The organism is Metabacillus sp. GQ13, assembly GCF_059758525.1.
Genome location: NZ_JCAXET010000001.1, coordinates 1 through 19,583, shown reverse-complemented (window position 1 = coordinate 19,583; position 19,583 = coordinate 1). Strand labels below are relative to the sequence as shown.

Here is a 19,583-nt window from a genome sequence, read left to right as displayed (position 1 = left end):
TTGATTTGGCAAAAAAGTCAAAAGTAGCAAAACAGAATAAGAGACAAGCATTAGTTGGTAAATATGCCGTTTTAAGAAACGAACTTAAAGAGAAAGGAAATTATGAAGCGCTGAGAAAACTTCCAAGAGATTCTTCACCGACACGATTACATAATCGCTGTGAAGTAACAGGAAGACCAAGGGGTTATTTGAGAAATTTCAAAATGTCGAGAATAGCTTTTAGAGAATTAGCTTATAAGGGCCATTTACCTGGTGTGAAAAAAGCTAGTTGGTAAAAAGGGATTGTCCAAATTTGATGTTAAAGAGACTATCATACCAGGTTATCTGTCCTGTATTGAAAAGGAAACATAAATGTATTGACATCCAATATATGATATTATATCATTCAAAACGAAACAGTTACGATTTAAATAAGGAGGAACACGAAAGATGCGCGTAAATATCACGCTACAATGTACAGAAACAGGGGACCGTAATTATATAACCACGAAGAACAAGCGAAATCAACCTGATCGTTTAGAATTAAAGAAATATTCACCTAGACTCAAACGATATACCATACATAGAGAAACAAAATAGTTCGACAATAGTGGAATTCTAAGTATGATGAAATGATTTTATTCAAGTCAGCTCTAAAATAAACAACGACATGAGTATTCAAAGCAATTAATTAGTTACGTTAATTCTTAAATAGTTTATATAACTGTCTTCGGATTACAGATTATATTTCACATAGCTTACCTCACAATTAGTCTAATAAGGAGTAAGGAGAAAAGAATGCAGGGTGAATCATATATAGAGAGAAAAAGTCATACTGCCTTAAGTCATCGTCAGTATTTGACACTAGCTGTTCCATTAATCATATCAGGACTATCAACCCCATTATTAGGTGCTGTCGATACCGCTGTTGTTGGAAGGATGTCAGATCCGATTCATATTGGTGCCGTAGCAATCGGTACCTTGATTTTCAATACGATGTATTGGTTGCTCGGCTTTCTTCGAGTCAGTACGACCGGATTCACATCACAAGCACAAGGAGCAAACAATGAGTTAGAAACATTTCTATCTTTTTTACGACCTATGGGACTTGCACTCATATTTGGAGCGATCTTTATCATCTTCCAATACCCCATTTTGCAAGTAGCCCTATATTTCATTGGTGTTGGAAAAGAAATAGGTAGTTTAGCTTCAACCTATTTCTCGATACGAATCTGGGGTGCACCATTTACATTATTAAACTATGTGATGATTGGTTGGCTTATTGGAATAGGTAAGGTTAGGCTGTCATTGGCCATCCAAGTTATAATGAATGGTTTAAATATTATCCTAGATATAACCTTTGTTATTTGGTTGGGATTTGGTGTTGCAGGGGTTGCCTATGCCACCTTGATATCGGAAGTTAGCGCAGTCATGTTTGGACTATTAATAATTTTCCGAACAATGAAATCACGCGGATATAAGATAAACATAAAGAAATTAGTTGAACCTGCCCCACTTTTGAGTATGTTAATCGTCAATCGTGATTTGTTTTTACGAACAATTTGCTTACTTACGATGACGACTATTTTTACAGCAAAAGGAGCAAGTTTGGGTGATATCATTTTAGCAGCGAATGCGATCTTACTACAAATTCATTATATGATGGCTTATTTACTAGGTGGCTTTTCAAACGCTTCAAGTATTCTTATTGGCAAAGCGATTGGTAGCAGAGAACCTGCACTCTATAAACGTGTCCATTCATTATCAGCACAGTGGGGACTGATCACGGCAATTGGCTTATCAATATCGATCACGTTATTTGGCAAAGAACTAGTATCATTTTTCACAACGAGCATCGAGGTCAGAGAGACATCATTAACATACTTAGGATGGATGATTGTGTTCCCGCTTGTAGGCTTTTGGGGTTTACAATTAGAAGGCATCTTTTCAGGAGCAACGAGAGCAAGGTTTATTCGGGATGCGATTTTTTTCGCCCTTATTTTGTTTAGTTTAACTATTTATCTAGCTTTACCATACCTTGACAATCATGGTGTCTGGCTAGCATTTATTTTATTTAGTCTTGGCCGTTCGCTTTTCTTGTGGTTATACGTACCGACATTAAACAGGTTAACATTAAGTTGACTCTATATATTTCCTCTATGTAAGATTGAGAGGACTGATTCTTAGGTTTTGTCTCATTACATTCTATTTCAACCTTCATTTCCAGATAGATAAAAATTGTAATAATAAGTTAAAATGAGGAGCTTGATTGATGGTGGAAAAATGTATTTAACTATCTGGTGTGGGTTAGCTGTAATATACCCCAAAAATAGAAATGAGAAATATTAATTTAATAGAAAGAAGGAGACGACAATGAAAATAAATTTAATGATTTTTATCTCATCTATAAAAGAACAAAAAGAGATGAATATACACAAATCAATGATGAAAACTATTGAATCTACTATTCGACCTGTTAAAGGCGACATCATAGATGATCCAGGATTCCATCCAGGATTTCATAATGGATATGAAGTTGTAAAAGTCACGATTAATTATGCATCAAATGAATGCTATGTTTCTCTTCTACCTCTTGTGTTGGACCTTGAGGAAATTAGTATAAAAACATATATAGAGAAACTTGAAGCACACGGGTGGTGTGCTTTCTCAAATGAAGAGTTAAGAAATATGTAAAAATAAACGTTCAACAAACGTGCACTAAGAGGCTTGAATTTAATCTATGCCTTCTTAAAGCAATGAATAGTATTTGCCTTAGCAAGAGGAGAGGACAAACTCCCTTCTCCTTGGCCGAGTAGCTCTATACCACTGAAGGCAAAAGATAAAGATCAGGACAATATCAATCGCATCTCCTCCATAATACATGAGCATTCCACCGAACTCTGCTTGTTCAAGAGGAATCCCTTTAGGAGGGAGTGCATAAATATATTTCGATAAAACGCCATGTCCAGCTAAATAACAGACTAAAACAAGCGCACGATAGTTAAAACTAGTTTGATGCGGATTTGGATCAACCGAAATCATCGATAATGTAAACAGATAACCTGCTAAAAAAACATGAAGATGTACTAGTAAATAGAGCATTGTATTCTGATGCATTTCTGAGAATAAATTAGTTGTATAGAGAAGCCATAACCCACCGATATTGAGAATAGCGGCTAATAGTGGATTTGTAAAGAAGCGAATCGGTTTACTTTTCATAATACGCATGATCCTCCGTGCTATTTTCACTTTTGTGATTCTTAACAATAATGTCATTGGTGCTGCGAGCACCAATAGAAGAGGGGCAAGCATACCAAGGAGTAAATGGTTGACCATATGTACGACAAAATCGACATGAGCACGGCTCGCTAACGGTCCAACCACAGTCCCTGCTATACATAACACACCTAAGACCCAAAATATTATTCGGATAAACGGCCATTGCTTGTATCTTCGGTTTGTTTTAGAAACTGCATGAAAATAAACGATTATTGCTAACACAAACAGAAGAATTAAAGGAAATGATTGTAGAAGGTTGGTCTCGTTTTGGATATGGTCATGGTTCATTAGAAGTTGCTCCTTCGACTGGTTTTGGTGTAGAACGAGTTCGAACAATGATGATAACACCAATAATCAGCATCACTGCAGCAAGAGAGTTCCATACTAAATCATAGGGAAAAATAACAACCTGATAGCGAATCTGGTGAATCCTCATCAGCTTATGTTGAATTAATCCATCATATAACTGAAAAGCTCCGCCCCCAAACAACACACCCCCAAGCCACTTCATGAGTGAAAATCCGTTCCTCCTCCGTAAATCCGCAACCATAAACAAGGAAGCAACCGTTGCAAACCAGCTAAAGGCATGAAACACACCATCAGAAACAAGTCCAATTGCAGTTGTCAATTTATCGTAAAAATGATGCCAATGGAGAATTTGGTGAAAAATGGTTTCATCAATAAAAGCAATTAAACTAATTCCAAATAATACACCGGACCATATATTTTTTGACTGATTAGGAAGTGCATTCCTTTTACTAGAATAACTATTTTCTGTAGCCACCTGAATCCTCCTTTACTAACTCTCATGATAATCTTTATCTCAGTTTACCCAGAAAACAATACAACAAACAGATTGGTACCTTGATAATACTAAGACTTATCGAAGAAAAGAGGCCATTTCACCTCAAGTTGTTCGACTTTTCGATCATTCAGCAAAGTTCACACCTTTCTTACAATATTTATTCGTTCATACCCTTGTTTCAACAAATAGACCTTACCAACTATGATAAGACATGCACTTTTTTGTATTGTTTTTTTCATGAAAACCATTTATAAAATGTTACAATGTGTGTAGTCAGTACATTTCACATGTAGAGTTTTTTCTAAAAATAAAATATATCTTGAAAATTCTATACATGAATATGCGAAAACAAAGGAAACTAAATAAAAAAATGGAATTTTTCTACTTATCTTACATACATGGTAAAGGAGTTTTATCATGAACGAATTAATAACAACTTACTACCCAAAAGCTATTGAACGGTCCAAGGGAATGGTTTATAAAGATCTTTATCATTACTTGGAAATAAAAGAGAGCGAACCCACTTACGAACAGTACATAAGGGAGCGAGCTCAGTATCTTGAACAAATTTGGATGAATGCTTGGCTTAATTTCACAGCTAGCCAAGTATCTTATTCAGAAAAAATAACTTATCTACAGATGAATGGTTTTGACATGGAAGGAATAAACAAAAAGTTGATGAATCAAATGTTCCGAAATGAAATGAGAAATGTAGAACCATTTGATTTAATTGATTGGTTGGACAGTACCTTTGCAAACCAAAATAAAAAATGGCAAGAAACGTATAAGCAAGCAAGGGAAGCGTTTATGAACAAATTAAAAATTGAACAGAAGCGTGAGGCAGAAAAAAGGTTATTTGTCACCGTTGAGGATAAGATTGAAAAATTACTCGGAAAGCATTATGAAGATCTATATCTTCATATCCGTTATTTTATAGGCTGTCATCTTGCTATTGAGATTGAGAAAAAAGGAACGATCTTCTCAGCAAAAAATACAACGTTTTCAGTCTATTTATCAGAAGAAATAGAACAATCGTATAATAGACGTCACTATGAAGATGATTTAAATGAGAAATATGAAGGTCTCATTTCAAATTACTTATTAGACTTTGGCCCCACTTGGCTAAAAGATCATCTGTCCCAAGATTTATTAGCTGATTACTTTAATACGTATCAGGAAAAAATGCCAAACTCATTTTTAAAAGAAGTAGCTTTTGACCCATTTGTTGATCTTAGCTTGGAATTCTTTGAAGACTTGCTACATGAGCATGTCCTTGATCTCATTAAGCTTATCGATATTCCTTTTGATTTAGCAACACACAAAGAAATATACGATAAAGACGTTTCCGAAAGAGAAAGAATAGAAATTGAAGACCAAGAGGCCATCAAACGCCAAAAAGAAACCGAAGTACGAATGATCAATGATCTTTTCGGGCGAGAATACAACCCACCAGCAGGTCGTAATATTCAATATGTTCTTCACGTCGGTGAAACCAACACAGGTAAAACCTTTCAAGCGATAAAACGGATGAAGCAAGCAGTAAGTGGGATTTATTTAGCACCCCTTCGGTTATTAGCGCTTGAAATATATGAAACATTAAATGAAGAAGGTATCCCTTGCTCATTAAAGACAGGAGAGGAAGAGAAAATGAATGATGAAGCTTCTCATATATCCTGTACGGTTGAGATGTTTCACGAGAAAGACTTTTATGATGTTGTCGTAATTGATGAAGCTCAAATGATTGCAGATAAAGACCGTGGCTTTTCATGGTATAAGGCTATAACAAAAGCCAATGCAAAAGAGGTCCATATTATTTGTAGCTTCAATGCTCAATCAATGATCCTTCAGTTATTAGGAGACTCTGATGTTGCTGTGCATGAATATGTAAGAGACATCCCGTTAGAAATTGAATCCAATTTATTTCGCTTACATCAAACACGAAAAGGGGATGCTCTTGTTTGCTTTTCTCGAAAACGCGTTTTAGAAACGGCATCGGAGCTGCAACATAAGGGTAGACAAGTAAGTATGATATACGGCAGTATGCCACCAGAAACAAGGAAAAAGCAAATGCAGAGATTTATAAACGGTGAAACATCAATCATTGTTTCAACAGACGCGATCGGCATGGGTTTGAATTTACCGATTAGGAGAATCGTCTTTTTAGAAAATGATAAATTTGATGGAACGAGAAGAAGATGGTTAAAATCTCATGAAGTAAAGCAGATTGCTGGCCGAGCTGGTCGGAAGGGACTATATGAAAGTGGAAAAGTTGCATTTACAAGTGAGGTCAAAATGATGAACCGCCTTTTGCATCAAGAAGATGTTCCGATTCATGGATTTGCAATTGCCCCAACAACAAATGTTCTTGAAAAATTCCAAAAATACTCACATAAGCTAGGTTTATTTTTCTACTTATGGGATCAATTTAAAAGCCCAGAAGGAACGAAGAAGGCAGGTCTAGCCGAAGAAAAATTGTTATATGAAATGATTGAAGACACGATTATTGAGGCTAAACTTTCTTTAGCTGACTTATACGGGTTTTTACATATCCCTTTTTCTACAAAGGAGCCCTTATTGAGAGCACAATGGAAACAAAAGCTTGAAGCCGTTGTAGAAGGTCAAGAATTACCAGATCCTCAACTAAAGGAAACTAGTCTTGAAGAACTAGAATTATCGTATAAATCCGTTGGTCTCCACCTGTTATTTTTGTACAAATTAGAAAAACGTACTGAAGCCCATTACTGGGAAAGAATTCGTGATGAAATCAGTGACTCAATCCATGAAAACTTAAAATCAGGAGTGAAAATTGCCAAGAAAACCTGTCGAACATGTGGGAAATCTCTGCCCTCAAGGTTTAAATTCCAAGTGTGTGATGCATGCCATGTAGAACGTCGTGGTAGGAAGAAGAGTTTTTAGATCGATAACATAAAGCAGTTCGGTTTAGAGGTACAAAAGTTGAAATCAAGTTAATATTAAGGCGAATTCGCATAGGGATTCGTCTTTTGTGCCTTTTAACAAAACTACAAAGGATTTAACATCTTTTATAGAGGAGAGGCAATCGCTATTGACCAGATTCCAAAATGCAAATTTAATTTTTTGTTATTTAATAAGCTAAATAGAGAGTCAATTTAATATATTTTATGGAATTATGGAATATTATATTAATAATTAAGAGGTTGAAATAAAGTACTTATAGTAATAAGCAGGATTGTACGATAAGCATGGGGTTCTAAACATTTATAAATAAGGTATTTGGAGAGGCTGTCTTCATTATGATCGTATCAATTTAAGTTTATTTGTGGATGCATTCTTATTAAAGTAACGGGTATATGCATTACAGGGATAAAGGAGTGATTGAATTGAGTCATTTTAACGTAATTGAAACATACAAAATCTATCTACAAGACTATTCATTGGAGCAACTAAGACATATATCTGCAGAAGGAGTTTGGTCTATTGGTCAAATGTACGATCATTTGATCCTCGTTGCTCATGATTACCTTAACAATGTGGAAACTTGTGCGGCAACAAAGAAAGAGCAAACACTTGGAAAAACGGAGTTTGGTGAACATTTATATAAAATTGGAGGATTTCCACCAATTAAAATCAAGTTACCGGACGAACTAAATACCACACCAAACAATTCGGATAGTAAAGAATACCTTATCAGTAGGCTTGATCAAGTAATAGAGAGGTCGAGACAATGGGAATCTAAGGTCGATGCGATTAATCCAAATTACAAAGTTAAACATGAAGGCTTTGGCTGGCTTAATGCCAAGGAGTGGTACGATCTGGTAAACATGCATTTCCGTCATCACTTGCGTCAGAAGTCCGAATTAGAACGAAAACTTGTGTTCTAAGAACTTACAAGTTTTCAAGACTTTTAAATCAGCATCAAGTAGGAGTTCTTTAACAACACCTTGTTTTTTGACTAAAGGTGCAACTACTTAATGGATATAAGGATATATAAGGATATATAAGGATATATGTGGTAATATAAGGATAAAAATACTAAAGTGGGTAATTTGTTTTGGAGCTATTTACAGAAAAGTTAATACTTATTTCAATATTTATATTTATCATCCATTCTATTGAAACACTTGCATATGCCGTCAGATTATCTGGTGCAAGAGTAAGATTGTTAGCCTCAGCTTTATCATTATTTAATTTGATGGTTATGTTCTCACGATTGGCAAATATGATGCAACAACCTTTTACTGGGAGTCTTATTGATAATGCCCCTAAAATAAAAACTTTAGAGTTTGTGGAGAACCAATATAGAGTCATTATCGGATCATCTACATTGGGTACAATACTAGGAATTCTCTTACTACCTACCTTTATTGCTATATTTTCAAGAGCGATTATTCATTTATCTGAAGAAAGAGGCTCTATTCCCTCATTGTTAAAAAAGGGATTAACAATGGAATACATAAAACGAACTGTAAAACATATCCATTTACCTAAGCTATCTTACTTAAAGGGTATTAGAATGAAAGATTTCCCTATAAGATTATTCATTATAAATATGGTGATAACGGCAATCTATACAATTGGAGTATTATCAGCTTTATATGCAGCTTTACTAGCCCCCGAAAGGGCTTCAACAGCTATTATGGCTTCGGGTCTAATTAATGGAATTGCTACTATTTTACTTATAATCTTTATTGACCCTAAAATTTCTATTCTTGCTGATGACGTAATAAATCAAAAGGGAAGTTACCATAATTTGAAAGCGATATCTCTTATGATGATTACTTCTCGGTTACTAGGAACGATATTAGCTCAAGTACTATTCATTCCAGGGGCCGAATATATAGCGTGGTTTACTAAATTTATAGTTTAGATTTTTTGATTTTTTAATCAGTTAGCGGGTTTTATTCCTTCATCAGGGAATGTTTTTCTTATTGAACAAAGGGAACAGGAATTTCAATCTAATTTTGATAGAAAAAGGGTGAAGGCAATGACACGGCAAATAAAAGCACAATAATATGTGACTGGGGAGACACTCTTATGTAGGATTTCCCCCAGTTTAAAGGTCTATGGCATATTGGGAACAAGTAGAAGCAATCCTGGTATTAAAGAGGCATTAGAAAAGGTATGCCCAGATTATATTTGTTGTGTAGCTTCAAATGATGGCGATTCAAACACAGAACTAATGGGAGAAGCTTTGAGTCGGGTTGATATAAGAAAACATTTCTATCACCCTTTTACATCTGGTGAACTAGGGGTTACAAAACCAAACCTTGAATTTTTCACTGAAATACTCAAAAACTTAAAATTAACACCTGAAGAATGCTTAATAGTGGGGAATGATTACGAAAAGGATATTATACCTGCAAAAATCTGTTGGATTGCATACAATATTATTTACAAAAGAAAATAATAGTTCAGTTTTTAATGATGCGGATTATTCAATTAATTCGATGTATAAATTATATGAAATCATAAAGAATTTTGATCGTTTTAATAAAACAATTGATTAACTTTTACTTTTTAAAGAACTTGCGATATTGTGAAAAAATACACTTTCGAACGGGGGCTTTAATGGCGCGAAATGGTTCTAGATTACTTAGAGGTTTGTCATATTTCTCTGGTAAGGCTACAGTTCCAGTTCATTAGAATTGAAGGGTTATATCGAAGAATCAAATGATCTAGTAACTTCTTGAAGGGTTCTCGAAATAAGCCGGTTACAGCTCTATACAAGAAAATACCACTAGTCGTGCTTGTTTAGTCGAAGAGAGCATAAATAGAGCCTGGTAGAGTAGAGTGCTCTCCTCTTGATTTATTCCATATTATCACAGTCAAAGTAACACTACCTTATTCCTTTTAGGAATTGAACATATAGCTTTTACTTAAAATTTGAATTTACAGCAGCTGAATTTAAACTATAGGGTTTTGCCTTATAGGTCATCTCATTGAAGATGATCTTTCCAGCTGCTGTTATATTTATATTCAGTTTTTACTAGCACTATCCCTGTTTAGTGGCTATATTAGTTACTTTGTTTTGTTTGTTTAGTATGTTTACCTCGTTATCCTTTGCAATTCTTTCTACCTCTGTTAGAAGTGATGATCTTAACCATATGGTATTTACGACAGATACTATAGCCCCTACTATGACAATTAACCCGATCTCCAAAATACGATTCTTTTTGTTATTCCACACAGTATCTACCTACTTTATATTATTTGAATCTTAGTTTTTCTTATAAACGGTTAGTTATACTCATTAAAAAAAGAACAAATGATTTAGTAACTAAATGAATAGTAACTCCGACTACTTTCTTGGTGATTTTAGTAATGCTTACGAGTTGGAGTTGTGGATGATAAAAAGGAAACTAATATTGAAAAAAGTCAAAATAGATTAGATGGTTGTTTAGATTAGAGAGACTTATCCTGCAAAGACTTATGGAATGAAAGTTGAGCATTTAAATAGCAATACTTATCATGTAGGAATTACATGTTTCTTCAGCTATCCGAGCATTAGGTGAAACAGCAGCAAATTTTAGTAGTATTTTGCTTTAAAATGGGAACACAAGAAAAAGGTACGCTATCTAAAACGAACGATTTAACATTATATTATTTGGAATAGGATAGTCTTTTCAGCGAACACTTACTGGCTTCTTCACGTAATCCTGGAGCATAAAAACTTAATTTTTTAATGAAATAACATGTTTCCGGAAAATGATGTTCAAGGAAGCGTAGTGTTGATTTATTTAGAATCGTTTTTTCTTTATATTTAATAACCATACCATAAATAAACCTGCTCATTTCAATCGTCGTTTTTCCTACATCGTTCGCAAATTCTTGCTGACGAGCAAAATTAGGTTCTTTAAACCGTAAATAACCTTTCAAATGGCGATTTTGAATAATAAATGCTTGATAATTACTTATATATCCCACTGCTTGTTTAGTTGCCATCAATTCTATTGGGTCAAGTAAATCTTCAAAAAGAAGTACGTGTCCTAATTGGTCCTCCAGCCATAAGTCCATTAAGTCAACTAATGGTAGAAGAACAGGTTTTTTCCCTTGGACTAAGAAAGTTAAAATCCGCAGGTACTCCTGATTCTCGGCCAGTGTTCCATTTAAATATGTAGGAGACAAATTTAAATTCACTTTATTATCAATTCGAAGTGATTGTAGCTTCCCTTCAAATTCATAGTAGCCTTTTGCCACAGGCCAAGCTCTTTTAGCAAAGTAAATCATTGTTTCATCAGTATATAGAATTGTTTTTGGAATCGAGTTTAACTGGAAAATAAGTTCACCAAATAAATGAATATACTGCTGTGAAGTATTTACATATTCAACCTCACTCACAGAAAGATGATCCCTCACAAAATAAGCATGGTCCTGTAGAATCTCTAACCAAAATAAATGTTCATCCCAAATAGGTATCAAATTGGTTGTCATATATCTCCACCTCTATTAATTAGACTCTTATTTTACATACTGTTTAAAAGTAAAACGTTATTCTATATCTTACTTTTAGATCTTTGTTAAATTTACCAAGCTGTTTTCTTATACCTTAAAAGCAACAGAGATTCGAAAACTGCCCCAATATTTATATATATGAAGGAGGAGGTACAGAAATGAATTTTTGATGATATTGAACTAATGAAAATCTACATAACATATTAGAAACTTGGAAAGATAAATATATTACGAAAAATGAAAAGGATGTTTTGTAAAATGAGGAACACAAAGCTCTTTATGATTATAATGACTCTATTGCCTTGGCTATCTGTTCCACTATTAAATGCTAAAACATTTAAAAGATTTCTTCCCAGTGCATTATTCATGTGTTTATATGTTACGGCAGAAGGATATTTAGCCCAGAAGAAAAAATGGTGGTGGTTTCTATTTCCTGTAAAACCAAATGTAGTAGGTGAGATGCCATTAATTTTCGGGCCCTTCTTAGTCGGTTCTCTTTGGATCCTAAAATATACCTATGGAAAATTTAGTTTATACTTGTTAATTAATATTGTGATTGACTCCATTTTTACGTGTTTTACATTAAATTGGTTCAAAAAAATTGGATATGTGTCTCTCGTTAGACTAACTAAATTTCAGCTTGCATTATTATTTTTAGTAAAATCAATTTTAATGTACGGATTTCAAGTCATGTATGAAAAATATTTTTATCAAGACACAAATGAGAAATAAGTTAAATGGTAGACGAAAGTACTAAATACCGCTGGTTGTTTTATCTATAGTGAAAGAGAAGCGGGGACGCTCTTCTGATTCTACTGACAGGATAGCATTCCTGTATATTGTTATTTCTCAACTTTGTAAAAAATAGAGCTCCTTCAGGTATTGAGTATAGACACCACTCTAACTCAAAACCTTAGGGAGGAACCCCTAATATGAAGTTTAAAATGCAAGACAAACAAAATCAACTAAAGAAAGAATTTTCGATTCACATCTTGTTATGGGTGTAGATACCGATCAACAGTTATATGTTGCACTAGCTGTTAATTTCCGTAGTATGGTAGTCGGAGAGACTCTTACATTTGAATAATGAAGAGTGGTTCGTATGACTATTAAATTGGATGAATAAACTGCAAACATTAAAACATAATAGATACAATCATAGTTGGGATGGAACCACTGGCCAATACTAGATTAATCTATCAAAATGGTTAGATAAAAAAACATTCAGGTAGTAACAGTAAATCCCCAATTTGGAAAATGGAAAAGAGAATTGTGATAGTATTCAATCAATAGCGATAAAAAGGATTCCCTTGTTATCGCTATTATGGTAAAAACGGTTACTAGCTTTTGTTCAACCATCATTAGAATCTTATGAAAAACTTTGAGTTCTAATGTCTAACCGTGATGTTTTTGTTAAACGTCTTTTGAGCTCTAGTTATCTATTAAAACGATGGAAAGATTGGTCTTTCTAGAACTCCGACAATATAGTGTAAAAGGTTAACTGATGAGTTGAAGATCAATTTTAAACTTGTGATCAACTATAAAGCCAGACTATGGAGCAAGGAAAAAAGTGATTTTCTTGTAATGAGGTTAATTAGGGAAGAAAATAATGGTAAAATTAGTAAGAGCCTTTTTGGAAGGTGAATTTTTTAATTCAAAGGGTTCTTATATCTTGGGGTATGACATTTTAATTTTCTTATAAAATGCTTTAAGGAGGGTGAAATGGAACCGAAAATAAATATCAATAATTCAACACAATTTTCCTGGTTGTCGCGTTGGCCGTATTGGATTGGGTATGCAGCTGCTTTATGGTCCCTACTATACGGGTTACTCGGGCTGTACTGGTTATTAGGTGGAAACGGATTTCCTTTTGGGGAAAACGATTCACGGGCAGAAATGATGGGATCATTTTTAACAAATCTTGATGTTGAAGTCGGGGGAACAGTTATTGCCATAGCTGGATTGGTAGGTACAGTAGTCGCTATAGCGATGATAATGACATGGGGAAGTCATTTTCCTCGTGCCATATTTCTCTCCTTTGCTTGGATAATGAGTCTGACGCTTATCTTTATAGTTCCAGATTCGCGGATTGTGCAGAACTTTGCTTATTTATTTTTGCTTTACTTTGATCTGATGGATTGGAGAGTTATTAATCAAGTTTTTTGTATAGTTGGTGGGTTCATATGGGGCGGTTCTGCAATAGCATATTCCCGTCTGTCACAGAATGCTTGCGGTCATTGTGGCAGGAATAACGCTACAGAAGAATCATCAGCGAAAGCAACAGCAAAGTGGGGAAAATGGGTTACCTATTTAGCCGTTATTATGGCATTGCCATACGGTATTATACGATGGGCGTGGGCGTTAGGAATTCCTTTGGGGACCAATGACTCATCAATGGTTGGGAATGAAGACAATGTTTTGGCAGAAGCCATACTGGGAGGATTATGTATTGGAGGTGGAATTCTAACTCTCGGACTTATTAAAAGATGGGGATTGATTTTTCCACGGTGGTGTTTTTATCTAGCAGGTAAACAAATTCCAATTTGGTTTGTTATGGTTCCGGCTGTATTGATGTCGGCTATTATCACGATAACGGGGCTAAAGCTCAGTCCACAAATCATATTGATGATGGTTAATGGCTCAATTACCTATGAAAATTGGGGGCAATTTGTTCCATTTTTGTTCTGGTTGCCGTGGGGAATAACCTTAGGGATAGCAGTTCTAGCCTATTATTTAAAAAGGCGGGGACGATGCAAGCATTGTGGTAAACTTTAACTTATTCGGGGTTCCACAAGAAAGGCATAGTTCAAAAGAGCCAAACCCTTGATACAGATGGGTTTGGCTCATTTTTCTCACTTCTGATAGTAAATTTTTATGTTAACTAAAAATGCATATTAGATTATTTCAATCAAATTCACGTCTCACTGACACAGTCTGCAAAAGCAGCGAATGTTTTGATATAAACTGTTCTTTCGGGAAACTAGTCGCGTTGTTGCGAATCGGTACTGTTCCGGAACCTGATAAGCCCAATTTCCTTTAATGCCGAGTAGATTCGGATTGATGCCAAAAGTTTAGTATCACTTTATGACTTTTCCTGTCATAAAACCTACTATTTAAATGTCTTCGTTACTTTTTTTGTTCTAACTAAAAAAGAGGCAGCAATCCAGGAAGTAATTGGAATAGTCAGAGCTATACCGATTCCGGCACAAAGTAAAGTGATCATTTCAGCGCTAAAAACTTTTGAATTTACGATTTCTCCAACAGAATAAGATAAATCTTTAAACCATATAAGCAATCCCATATAGCCACCAATGAAGGCGAAAAATAACGTATTCGTATTTGTTCCTAAGATATCCTTCCCAATACTTATTCCAGATGTGAATAAATCTTTCCTACTAATTAATGGATTATGATTTAATATTTCGCGCATGGGAGATGTAATGGAAATGGCAACATCAGTAATCGCACCTATTGTACTCATAATAATCATGGAAGCCCCAATTTTAACAAAATCTACTCCAATATAAAGGGAAAACATACTAATTTCCTCTATTTCTTCTTCACCAAATCCCTGAATCATAGAATTTTCTGTCACGATGACAATAAAAAATAGTAAAATAACAAATGTGATAATAGTAGAAATGAATGCTGCTGTTGTTTTTCTGTTCACTTCATTAATATAAAATAGAGTTATACAACTAATCACTGTACATGCAATTAATGTTAAGATAGTTGGATTAACATTTGGATCTGTCATAAAAAGTATGGTAAGAAAGAGCACACTAAAATTTAAGAATAAAGCAATAAAAGACCGTGCTCCTTTTTTTCCACCAATAAGTATCATCAATAGAAATAAAATGGTTGCTAGCCACACTAATACATTCATTATCTCGCCCTCTTTCGATTAATGAAAAAAATAGAAGTATATAGACCGATAGGAATAGTTAATACGATTCCAATTCCACCAGCTAGAGCTCGCGCTAATTCCAATGAAAGGTTCATGGAAAGGGTATACCCCAATGGAGAATCATTCTTCAAATACAAAATAAGCATTGGAATGGAACCACTTATATAGGCAAAAAACAAAATATTTGTCATGGTTCCCATAATATCTTTTCCAATATCCATTCCTGAAGCTTTAAGTCCTTTTACTGGTATGTTGTTATTCTTTTCATACAACTCAAAGATAGAAGAAGACATTGTAATTGCTACATCCATTACAGCACCTAAAGATCCGATCAATAACCCTGCCATAAATACCATTTTATAAGGACGTGTTAGAAATTGCATTTCTTCATATCGAAGACCATTTTCGGAAGTTAACGACATAACAAGATAGGTAATTAACAGCGAAATAAAAGTTCCTAGAAGGGTCGCAACAATAGCTGAATATGTTTTTCCATTAAAACCGTTAACGAGTAACAAAGATATAATAGTAAATAAAATAACACTAATACTGCATATCAATAACAAACTAATGCCTGATGTACTCAGATAAATATCTAAAGCATATGATATCAAAGCGCCATTGACTGCCAAACTTATAATAGAAAACAGTCCTTGCTTTTTTCCAACGATAAGTAAAGTAAATATAAAAATCCATGCTATAATCAAAACAAATTTATCACGTTTTACGTCTTTTATGGTACCAGTTAAAACTGTATTTTCTTCTGTGTTTGTATCAATTGAAACAAACAATTCATTCCCAACATGGTATTCTTGATCATAAGCTCCGGATGATGAATACTCATTAGTTAAATGGATAAGTTGTCCTTTTTCTTCTCCATTTTTTATTCCAGCTATTATACGCTGAGTAAATAGATGATCTTCATTATCATGTATATCAATAACTTCAGTTGTATCTTCCAGATTTGTTTTGATTACTTCCGCTATTGGACGATCATAGAATGAATAATTGTGATTAACAAAAAAAACAGAGGCGACAAAGCAAAGTGCTATTATGGTGTACAAAAACATTTGTATGTAACTCGTTTTTTTTAATTTGCTTACTATAAAATTCAAAAAAACCCCTCCAACTATCGGGATGGTATCTAGTGTATAAAATTGAACATATTGGTTTCATGGACCAATATGTTCAATTTTCATAAATTATTATGAAAAAAGTGCATTTTTCTGGACAGCAGCTTATCCCCAGACAGAAACCTTACCTAACGATACTATCCAGTTAACAATGAACTTATAGAATAACAGGGATGTTTTCAAAACGTCAAGAGAATCTCTCCCATTCGTCTCTTGTTACGATTAGAGGTTAAGTTTGAGCCTACTACTTACATAATTTGAAAAAAAAAGTTATAAGTTGATTAGCCTCTGCCTTTTACTTCATAACTAGACTAATAAACTTATTTACATTTTTCGTTAAAAAAGCAAGTAACTTTCTAACTACACCACTTGATATAAAAGCATTTGACGAGCAGCCCTTCCAAATTAAGATGATTCTAGTGCCAAAAATTCAAACAAGTAATCCCTAAAAACAACGAGGATGGAATTTACAAAGATTCAAATAATTATAGGAATATAAAAATGAGAGTAATCGTAGTAAAAAACCCGGAGGAGCAAAAATGATAAATAAATCAGATATAGTTGCAAGAGAGGAAAATCTGATTATTTGACAAATCCTATACTAGGCATTGAAGGGTCCTGCGAAGGTGGTAGCTGTGGAAGCAGCATTAGGAAAATATAGAAGTAGGACCGTGTGTAATGGTCTTGTTAACAGCAGTGGATATGCCAAATACACGTTATGCCGCTTATTCAAATGAAGGTTCCAGATAATCTTTCATTTGGAGAAATGGCAGATGGGAGCAGGTATCTGTATTTAGTATAATGAACAATTATTTGAAGAAGAAGTATTAAAAGCTACAATAAACAAGGTGTAGATGTTATTCTAGATTTCATCGGTGCATCCTATTGGGAGAAAACAGTTGTTGTTCAAAAAGTCCAATTGAAGATATATACATGTCCATATCGCAAATAGAAAAATAGGAACAATAATTATACGTATAAACTAATATTTAATTATTTCTTAATTCAATGGTGAAGAGACATAAATTTTAGTTAACTAAGATTCAAAGGAAAAAACGATAACTTTACATTAATTTCCGAAAAGTTATCCGTTTTAACTAGTGAAGATTATTGGGGTTTCACGCTCACTAAGGCATTTTTTCCATATTAACCCCTGAATCCTTACGATAAAGGCTTCCAGTATTACTTATATATATTTAGAAATTATCTTAATTGAATTCGGATTTTTACTTTATTTCAATTACAATCTTTCCTTTAGCATGATGGCTTTCACTTAGGGCATGGGCTTCCTTGATCCCTTCTTCGGATAAGGGGAATTTATTACCAACAATGACTTTTATTTTGTTTTGTTCTAAAAGAACAGCTATCTTTTCTAACTGTTTTCCATTTGGGACGAGCCAAACATTACCAGATTTAATATTTTTCAGTGAAGCTTTGTCTTGATTGGGCTCAGAAACAATAGAAGCTAACTTACCACCTTCTTTTAAAACAGTAAAGCTTTTTTCTTGGTTTTCTCCTCCTAGTGAATCAAGTACAAAATCAAAGTCTCTAAGAATTTTTTCAAAGTCTTGTTTTTTATAGTCAATGACTTCATCCGCTCCAAGCGACTTTAAAAATTCTATATTATGGGTTCCAGCTGTAGTTGCAACATAGGCACCTGCATCTTTAGCAAGTTGGACGGCAAACGTTCCAACTCCTCCCGCCCCTGCATGAATGAGGACTTTGTCCCCTTTTTGAATTTTTCCAAAGTCAAATAAACATTGCCAAGCTGTCAGACCTGCAAGTGGAACACACGCTGCCTCTTCAAAGCTTATATTTTCTGGAATTTTGGCTAGCAAATGAGCATCAACTGTAGTATATTCTGCATACGTTCCGCTGTTTGTTGTTTCGGGACGAGCAAAGACCCTGTCCCCAACATTAAAGTCTTTAACATGTTCACCAACTTCATCAACTACACCTGCAGCATCCCAACCTAAAATAATAGGGAAATCAAATGGTATCATTTCTTTAAGATATCCTTCACGAAGTTTCCAATCGATAGGATTAATCGAGGTAGCATATAGCTTTACAATTACTTGTTTAACTCCAGGAATAGGCTTTTGAATTTCCATTTCTTTTAGTTGTTCTTTTCCACCATATTGTTCAATAACAATGGCTTTCAATTAATTCACTCCTCTATTTTTTGTACAATAAATTACACTACAAGTGCAATAAACGGATGGTCATTAAGGCATCTTTATAGGTTTTATGAATCTTTCATTACTATGTACAATTATGATCCTTTTAATAATGAGGTAGTTAAAAAAAATACATACATTACCGAGCAATATTGTTAACACTTTTTGCACCAAACACTCGATGGTCTTTAATTAAGGCTCTGCTCTTGTCTAAAAGTTTGTTGCTCTAGTACGAATAAAAATCTGCTTTTAGATTACTATGATATAAATTGAAGCTATCTCCAGAGGGTTATTAGAGTAATTTAGCGAAAAGAGCACGAAGATATAGTTAAAACGTGTACATTAGTACTTTGTATGGAAAACAACAAACTTGCGAAAACACCCTTAATTAAAGAAAAAGCTAAAGAATCTCCGAATTAAAGATCCTTTTTCATTACCTACTTTTGACTACCTCGTACCTAGGTTAGTCATTTTTTGTACATATTTTCTTTGAAAACATAATATTCTTATTTTATGTAGCATAAAATTAAAAATATTTTTTATGTGGAAAGGTGGCCTTTGTATGTATGAAACAACTGAAAAAACAGTACAAACCAATTTAAAATTTTGTCCTCAATGCGAAAAAGAAAAACCGTACGTAAGAATTTACGTAACTGGTTCTATTCGCTGTGCTAAATGTGGCTATTTTCATTTAAAACAATACGAATAAGAACGATTGGACTAATTAGACAAATACCAACCAATACGTTTTGTTTTTAATGTTTAAAAGGATCTAAAAGATCCTTTTTTTCGTGTGTGCCAGGCATGGCAACTATCTAGGTGGTGAAAGTCCACGGTGGGCGTACACATTAACCAACCACTAAAGAAGCGCA

At 34.2% G+C, this 19,583-nt stretch carries 17 protein-coding genes; 10 read left to right on the top strand and 7 right to left on the bottom strand.

Annotated elements, in window-relative coordinates; translation table 11 throughout:
* Positions 1 to 5: 5 nt before the first annotated feature.
* The 4 genes from rpsN to AC6CHR_RS00070 all read left to right on the top strand — a co-directional run bounded on the left by rpsN (position 6) and on the right by AC6CHR_RS00070 (position 2,673).
* Complete coding sequence (rpsN, locus tag AC6CHR_RS00085) at positions 6 to 275, top strand: 30S ribosomal protein S14 (RefSeq protein ID WP_498246411.1); 270 nt, start codon at positions 6 to 8, stop codon at positions 273 to 275.
* Positions 276 to 429: 154 nt separating this feature from the next.
* The gene (rpmG, locus tag AC6CHR_RS00080) at positions 430 to 579 is read left to right on the top strand and encodes a 50S ribosomal protein L33 (RefSeq protein WP_498246410.1); all 150 of its coding nucleotides are present in this window, start codon (positions 430 to 432) and stop codon (positions 577 to 579) included.
* A gap of 198 nt (positions 580 to 777) precedes the next feature.
* Positions 778 to 2,121: an MATE family efflux transporter gene (locus tag AC6CHR_RS00075; protein WP_498246409.1), complete on the top strand. Its 1,344-nt coding sequence runs from the start codon at positions 778 to 780 to the stop codon at positions 2,119 to 2,121.
* 231 nt (positions 2,122 to 2,352) lie between these two features.
* The gene (locus AC6CHR_RS00070; protein WP_498246408.1) at positions 2,353 to 2,673 is read left to right on the top strand and encodes a hypothetical protein; all 321 of its coding nucleotides are present in this window, start codon (positions 2,353 to 2,355) and stop codon (positions 2,671 to 2,673) included.
* 78 nt (positions 2,674 to 2,751) lie between these two features.
* Here AC6CHR_RS00070 and AC6CHR_RS00065 read toward each other — a convergent pair whose 3' ends face one another.
* Both AC6CHR_RS00065 and AC6CHR_RS00060 read right to left on the bottom strand, forming a co-directional pair.
* Entirely contained in the window at positions 2,752 to 3,546 is a 795-nt protein-coding gene (locus AC6CHR_RS00065; RefSeq protein ID WP_498246407.1) for a cytochrome c oxidase assembly protein, read from the bottom strand.
* The gene (locus AC6CHR_RS00060) at positions 3,536 to 4,042 is read right to left on the bottom strand and encodes a DUF2243 domain-containing protein (protein WP_498246406.1); all 507 of its coding nucleotides are present in this window, start codon (positions 4,040 to 4,042) and stop codon (positions 3,536 to 3,538) included. Before AC6CHR_RS00060 ends, AC6CHR_RS00065 begins: the two co-directional genes overlap by 11 nt.
* Positions 4,043 to 4,480: 438 nt before the next feature.
* Between AC6CHR_RS00060 and AC6CHR_RS00055 the strand changes: the two genes are divergently transcribed.
* The 4 genes from AC6CHR_RS00055 (at position 4,481) to AC6CHR_RS00040 (ending at position 9,449) form a co-directional block, all read left to right on the top strand.
* The gene (locus AC6CHR_RS00055) at positions 4,481 to 6,979 is read left to right on the top strand and encodes a helicase-related protein (RefSeq protein WP_498246405.1); all 2,499 of its coding nucleotides are present in this window, start codon (positions 4,481 to 4,483) and stop codon (positions 6,977 to 6,979) included.
* Between the two features lie 434 nt (positions 6,980 to 7,413).
* The gene (locus AC6CHR_RS00050; RefSeq protein ID WP_498246404.1) at positions 7,414 to 7,923 is read left to right on the top strand and encodes a DinB family protein; all 510 of its coding nucleotides are present in this window, start codon (positions 7,414 to 7,416) and stop codon (positions 7,921 to 7,923) included.
* 170 nt (positions 7,924 to 8,093) lie between these two features.
* Positions 8,094 to 8,909 carry a lipid II flippase Amj family protein gene (locus tag AC6CHR_RS00045; protein ID WP_498246403.1) on the top strand — a complete coding sequence of 272 codons (816 nt, stop codon included), beginning with the start codon at positions 8,094 to 8,096 and terminating at the stop codon, positions 8,907 to 8,909.
* Positions 8,910 to 9,113: 204 nt separating this feature from the next.
* The gene (locus tag AC6CHR_RS00040; RefSeq protein ID WP_498246402.1) at positions 9,114 to 9,449 is read left to right on the top strand and encodes an HAD-IA family hydrolase; all 336 of its coding nucleotides are present in this window, start codon (positions 9,114 to 9,116) and stop codon (positions 9,447 to 9,449) included.
* Between the two features lie 585 nt (positions 9,450 to 10,034).
* Here AC6CHR_RS00040 and AC6CHR_RS00035 read toward each other — a convergent pair.
* A complete protein-coding gene (locus AC6CHR_RS00035; protein ID WP_498246401.1) occupies positions 10,035 to 10,229 on the bottom strand; it encodes a hypothetical protein in 195 nt (64 codons plus the stop codon).
* Between the two features lie 413 nt (positions 10,230 to 10,642).
* Positions 10,643 to 11,473: a DUF2935 domain-containing protein gene (locus AC6CHR_RS00030; RefSeq protein WP_498246400.1), complete on the bottom strand. Its 831-nt coding sequence runs from the start codon at positions 11,471 to 11,473 to the stop codon at positions 10,643 to 10,645.
* A 279-nt stretch (positions 11,474 to 11,752) separates the two neighbouring features.
* Between AC6CHR_RS00030 and AC6CHR_RS00025 the strand changes: the two genes are divergently transcribed.
* Both AC6CHR_RS00025 and AC6CHR_RS00020 read left to right on the top strand, forming a co-directional pair.
* Positions 11,753 to 12,226 (top strand): hypothetical protein, encoded by a 474-nt coding sequence (locus AC6CHR_RS00025; protein WP_498246399.1) that lies wholly within the window; start codon positions 11,753 to 11,755, stop codon positions 12,224 to 12,226.
* Between the two features lie 990 nt (positions 12,227 to 13,216).
* Positions 13,217 to 14,269 carry a hypothetical protein gene (locus tag AC6CHR_RS00020; protein ID WP_498246398.1) on the top strand — a complete coding sequence of 351 codons (1,053 nt, stop codon included), beginning with the start codon at positions 13,217 to 13,219 and terminating at the stop codon, positions 14,267 to 14,269.
* Positions 14,270 to 14,603: 334 nt separating this feature from the next.
* On the opposite strand, the gene AC6CHR_RS00015 is transcribed toward AC6CHR_RS00020, so the two are convergent.
* From AC6CHR_RS00015 to AC6CHR_RS00005, 3 genes are all read right to left on the bottom strand, one after another.
* Positions 14,604 to 15,380, bottom strand: coding sequence for a YibE/F family protein (locus AC6CHR_RS00015; protein WP_498246397.1), 777 nt, complete (start codon positions 15,378 to 15,380; stop codon positions 14,604 to 14,606).
* A complete protein-coding gene (locus AC6CHR_RS00010; RefSeq protein ID WP_498246396.1) occupies positions 15,380 to 16,516 on the bottom strand; it encodes a YibE/F family protein in 1,137 nt (378 codons plus the stop codon). Before AC6CHR_RS00010 ends, AC6CHR_RS00015 begins: the two co-directional genes overlap by 1 nt.
* Before the next feature lie 1,244 nt (positions 16,517 to 17,760).
* Positions 17,761 to 18,696: an NADP-dependent oxidoreductase gene (locus AC6CHR_RS00005; protein WP_498246395.1), complete on the bottom strand. Its 936-nt coding sequence runs from the start codon at positions 18,694 to 18,696 to the stop codon at positions 17,761 to 17,763.
* Positions 18,697 to 19,583: the final 887 nt, after the last annotated feature.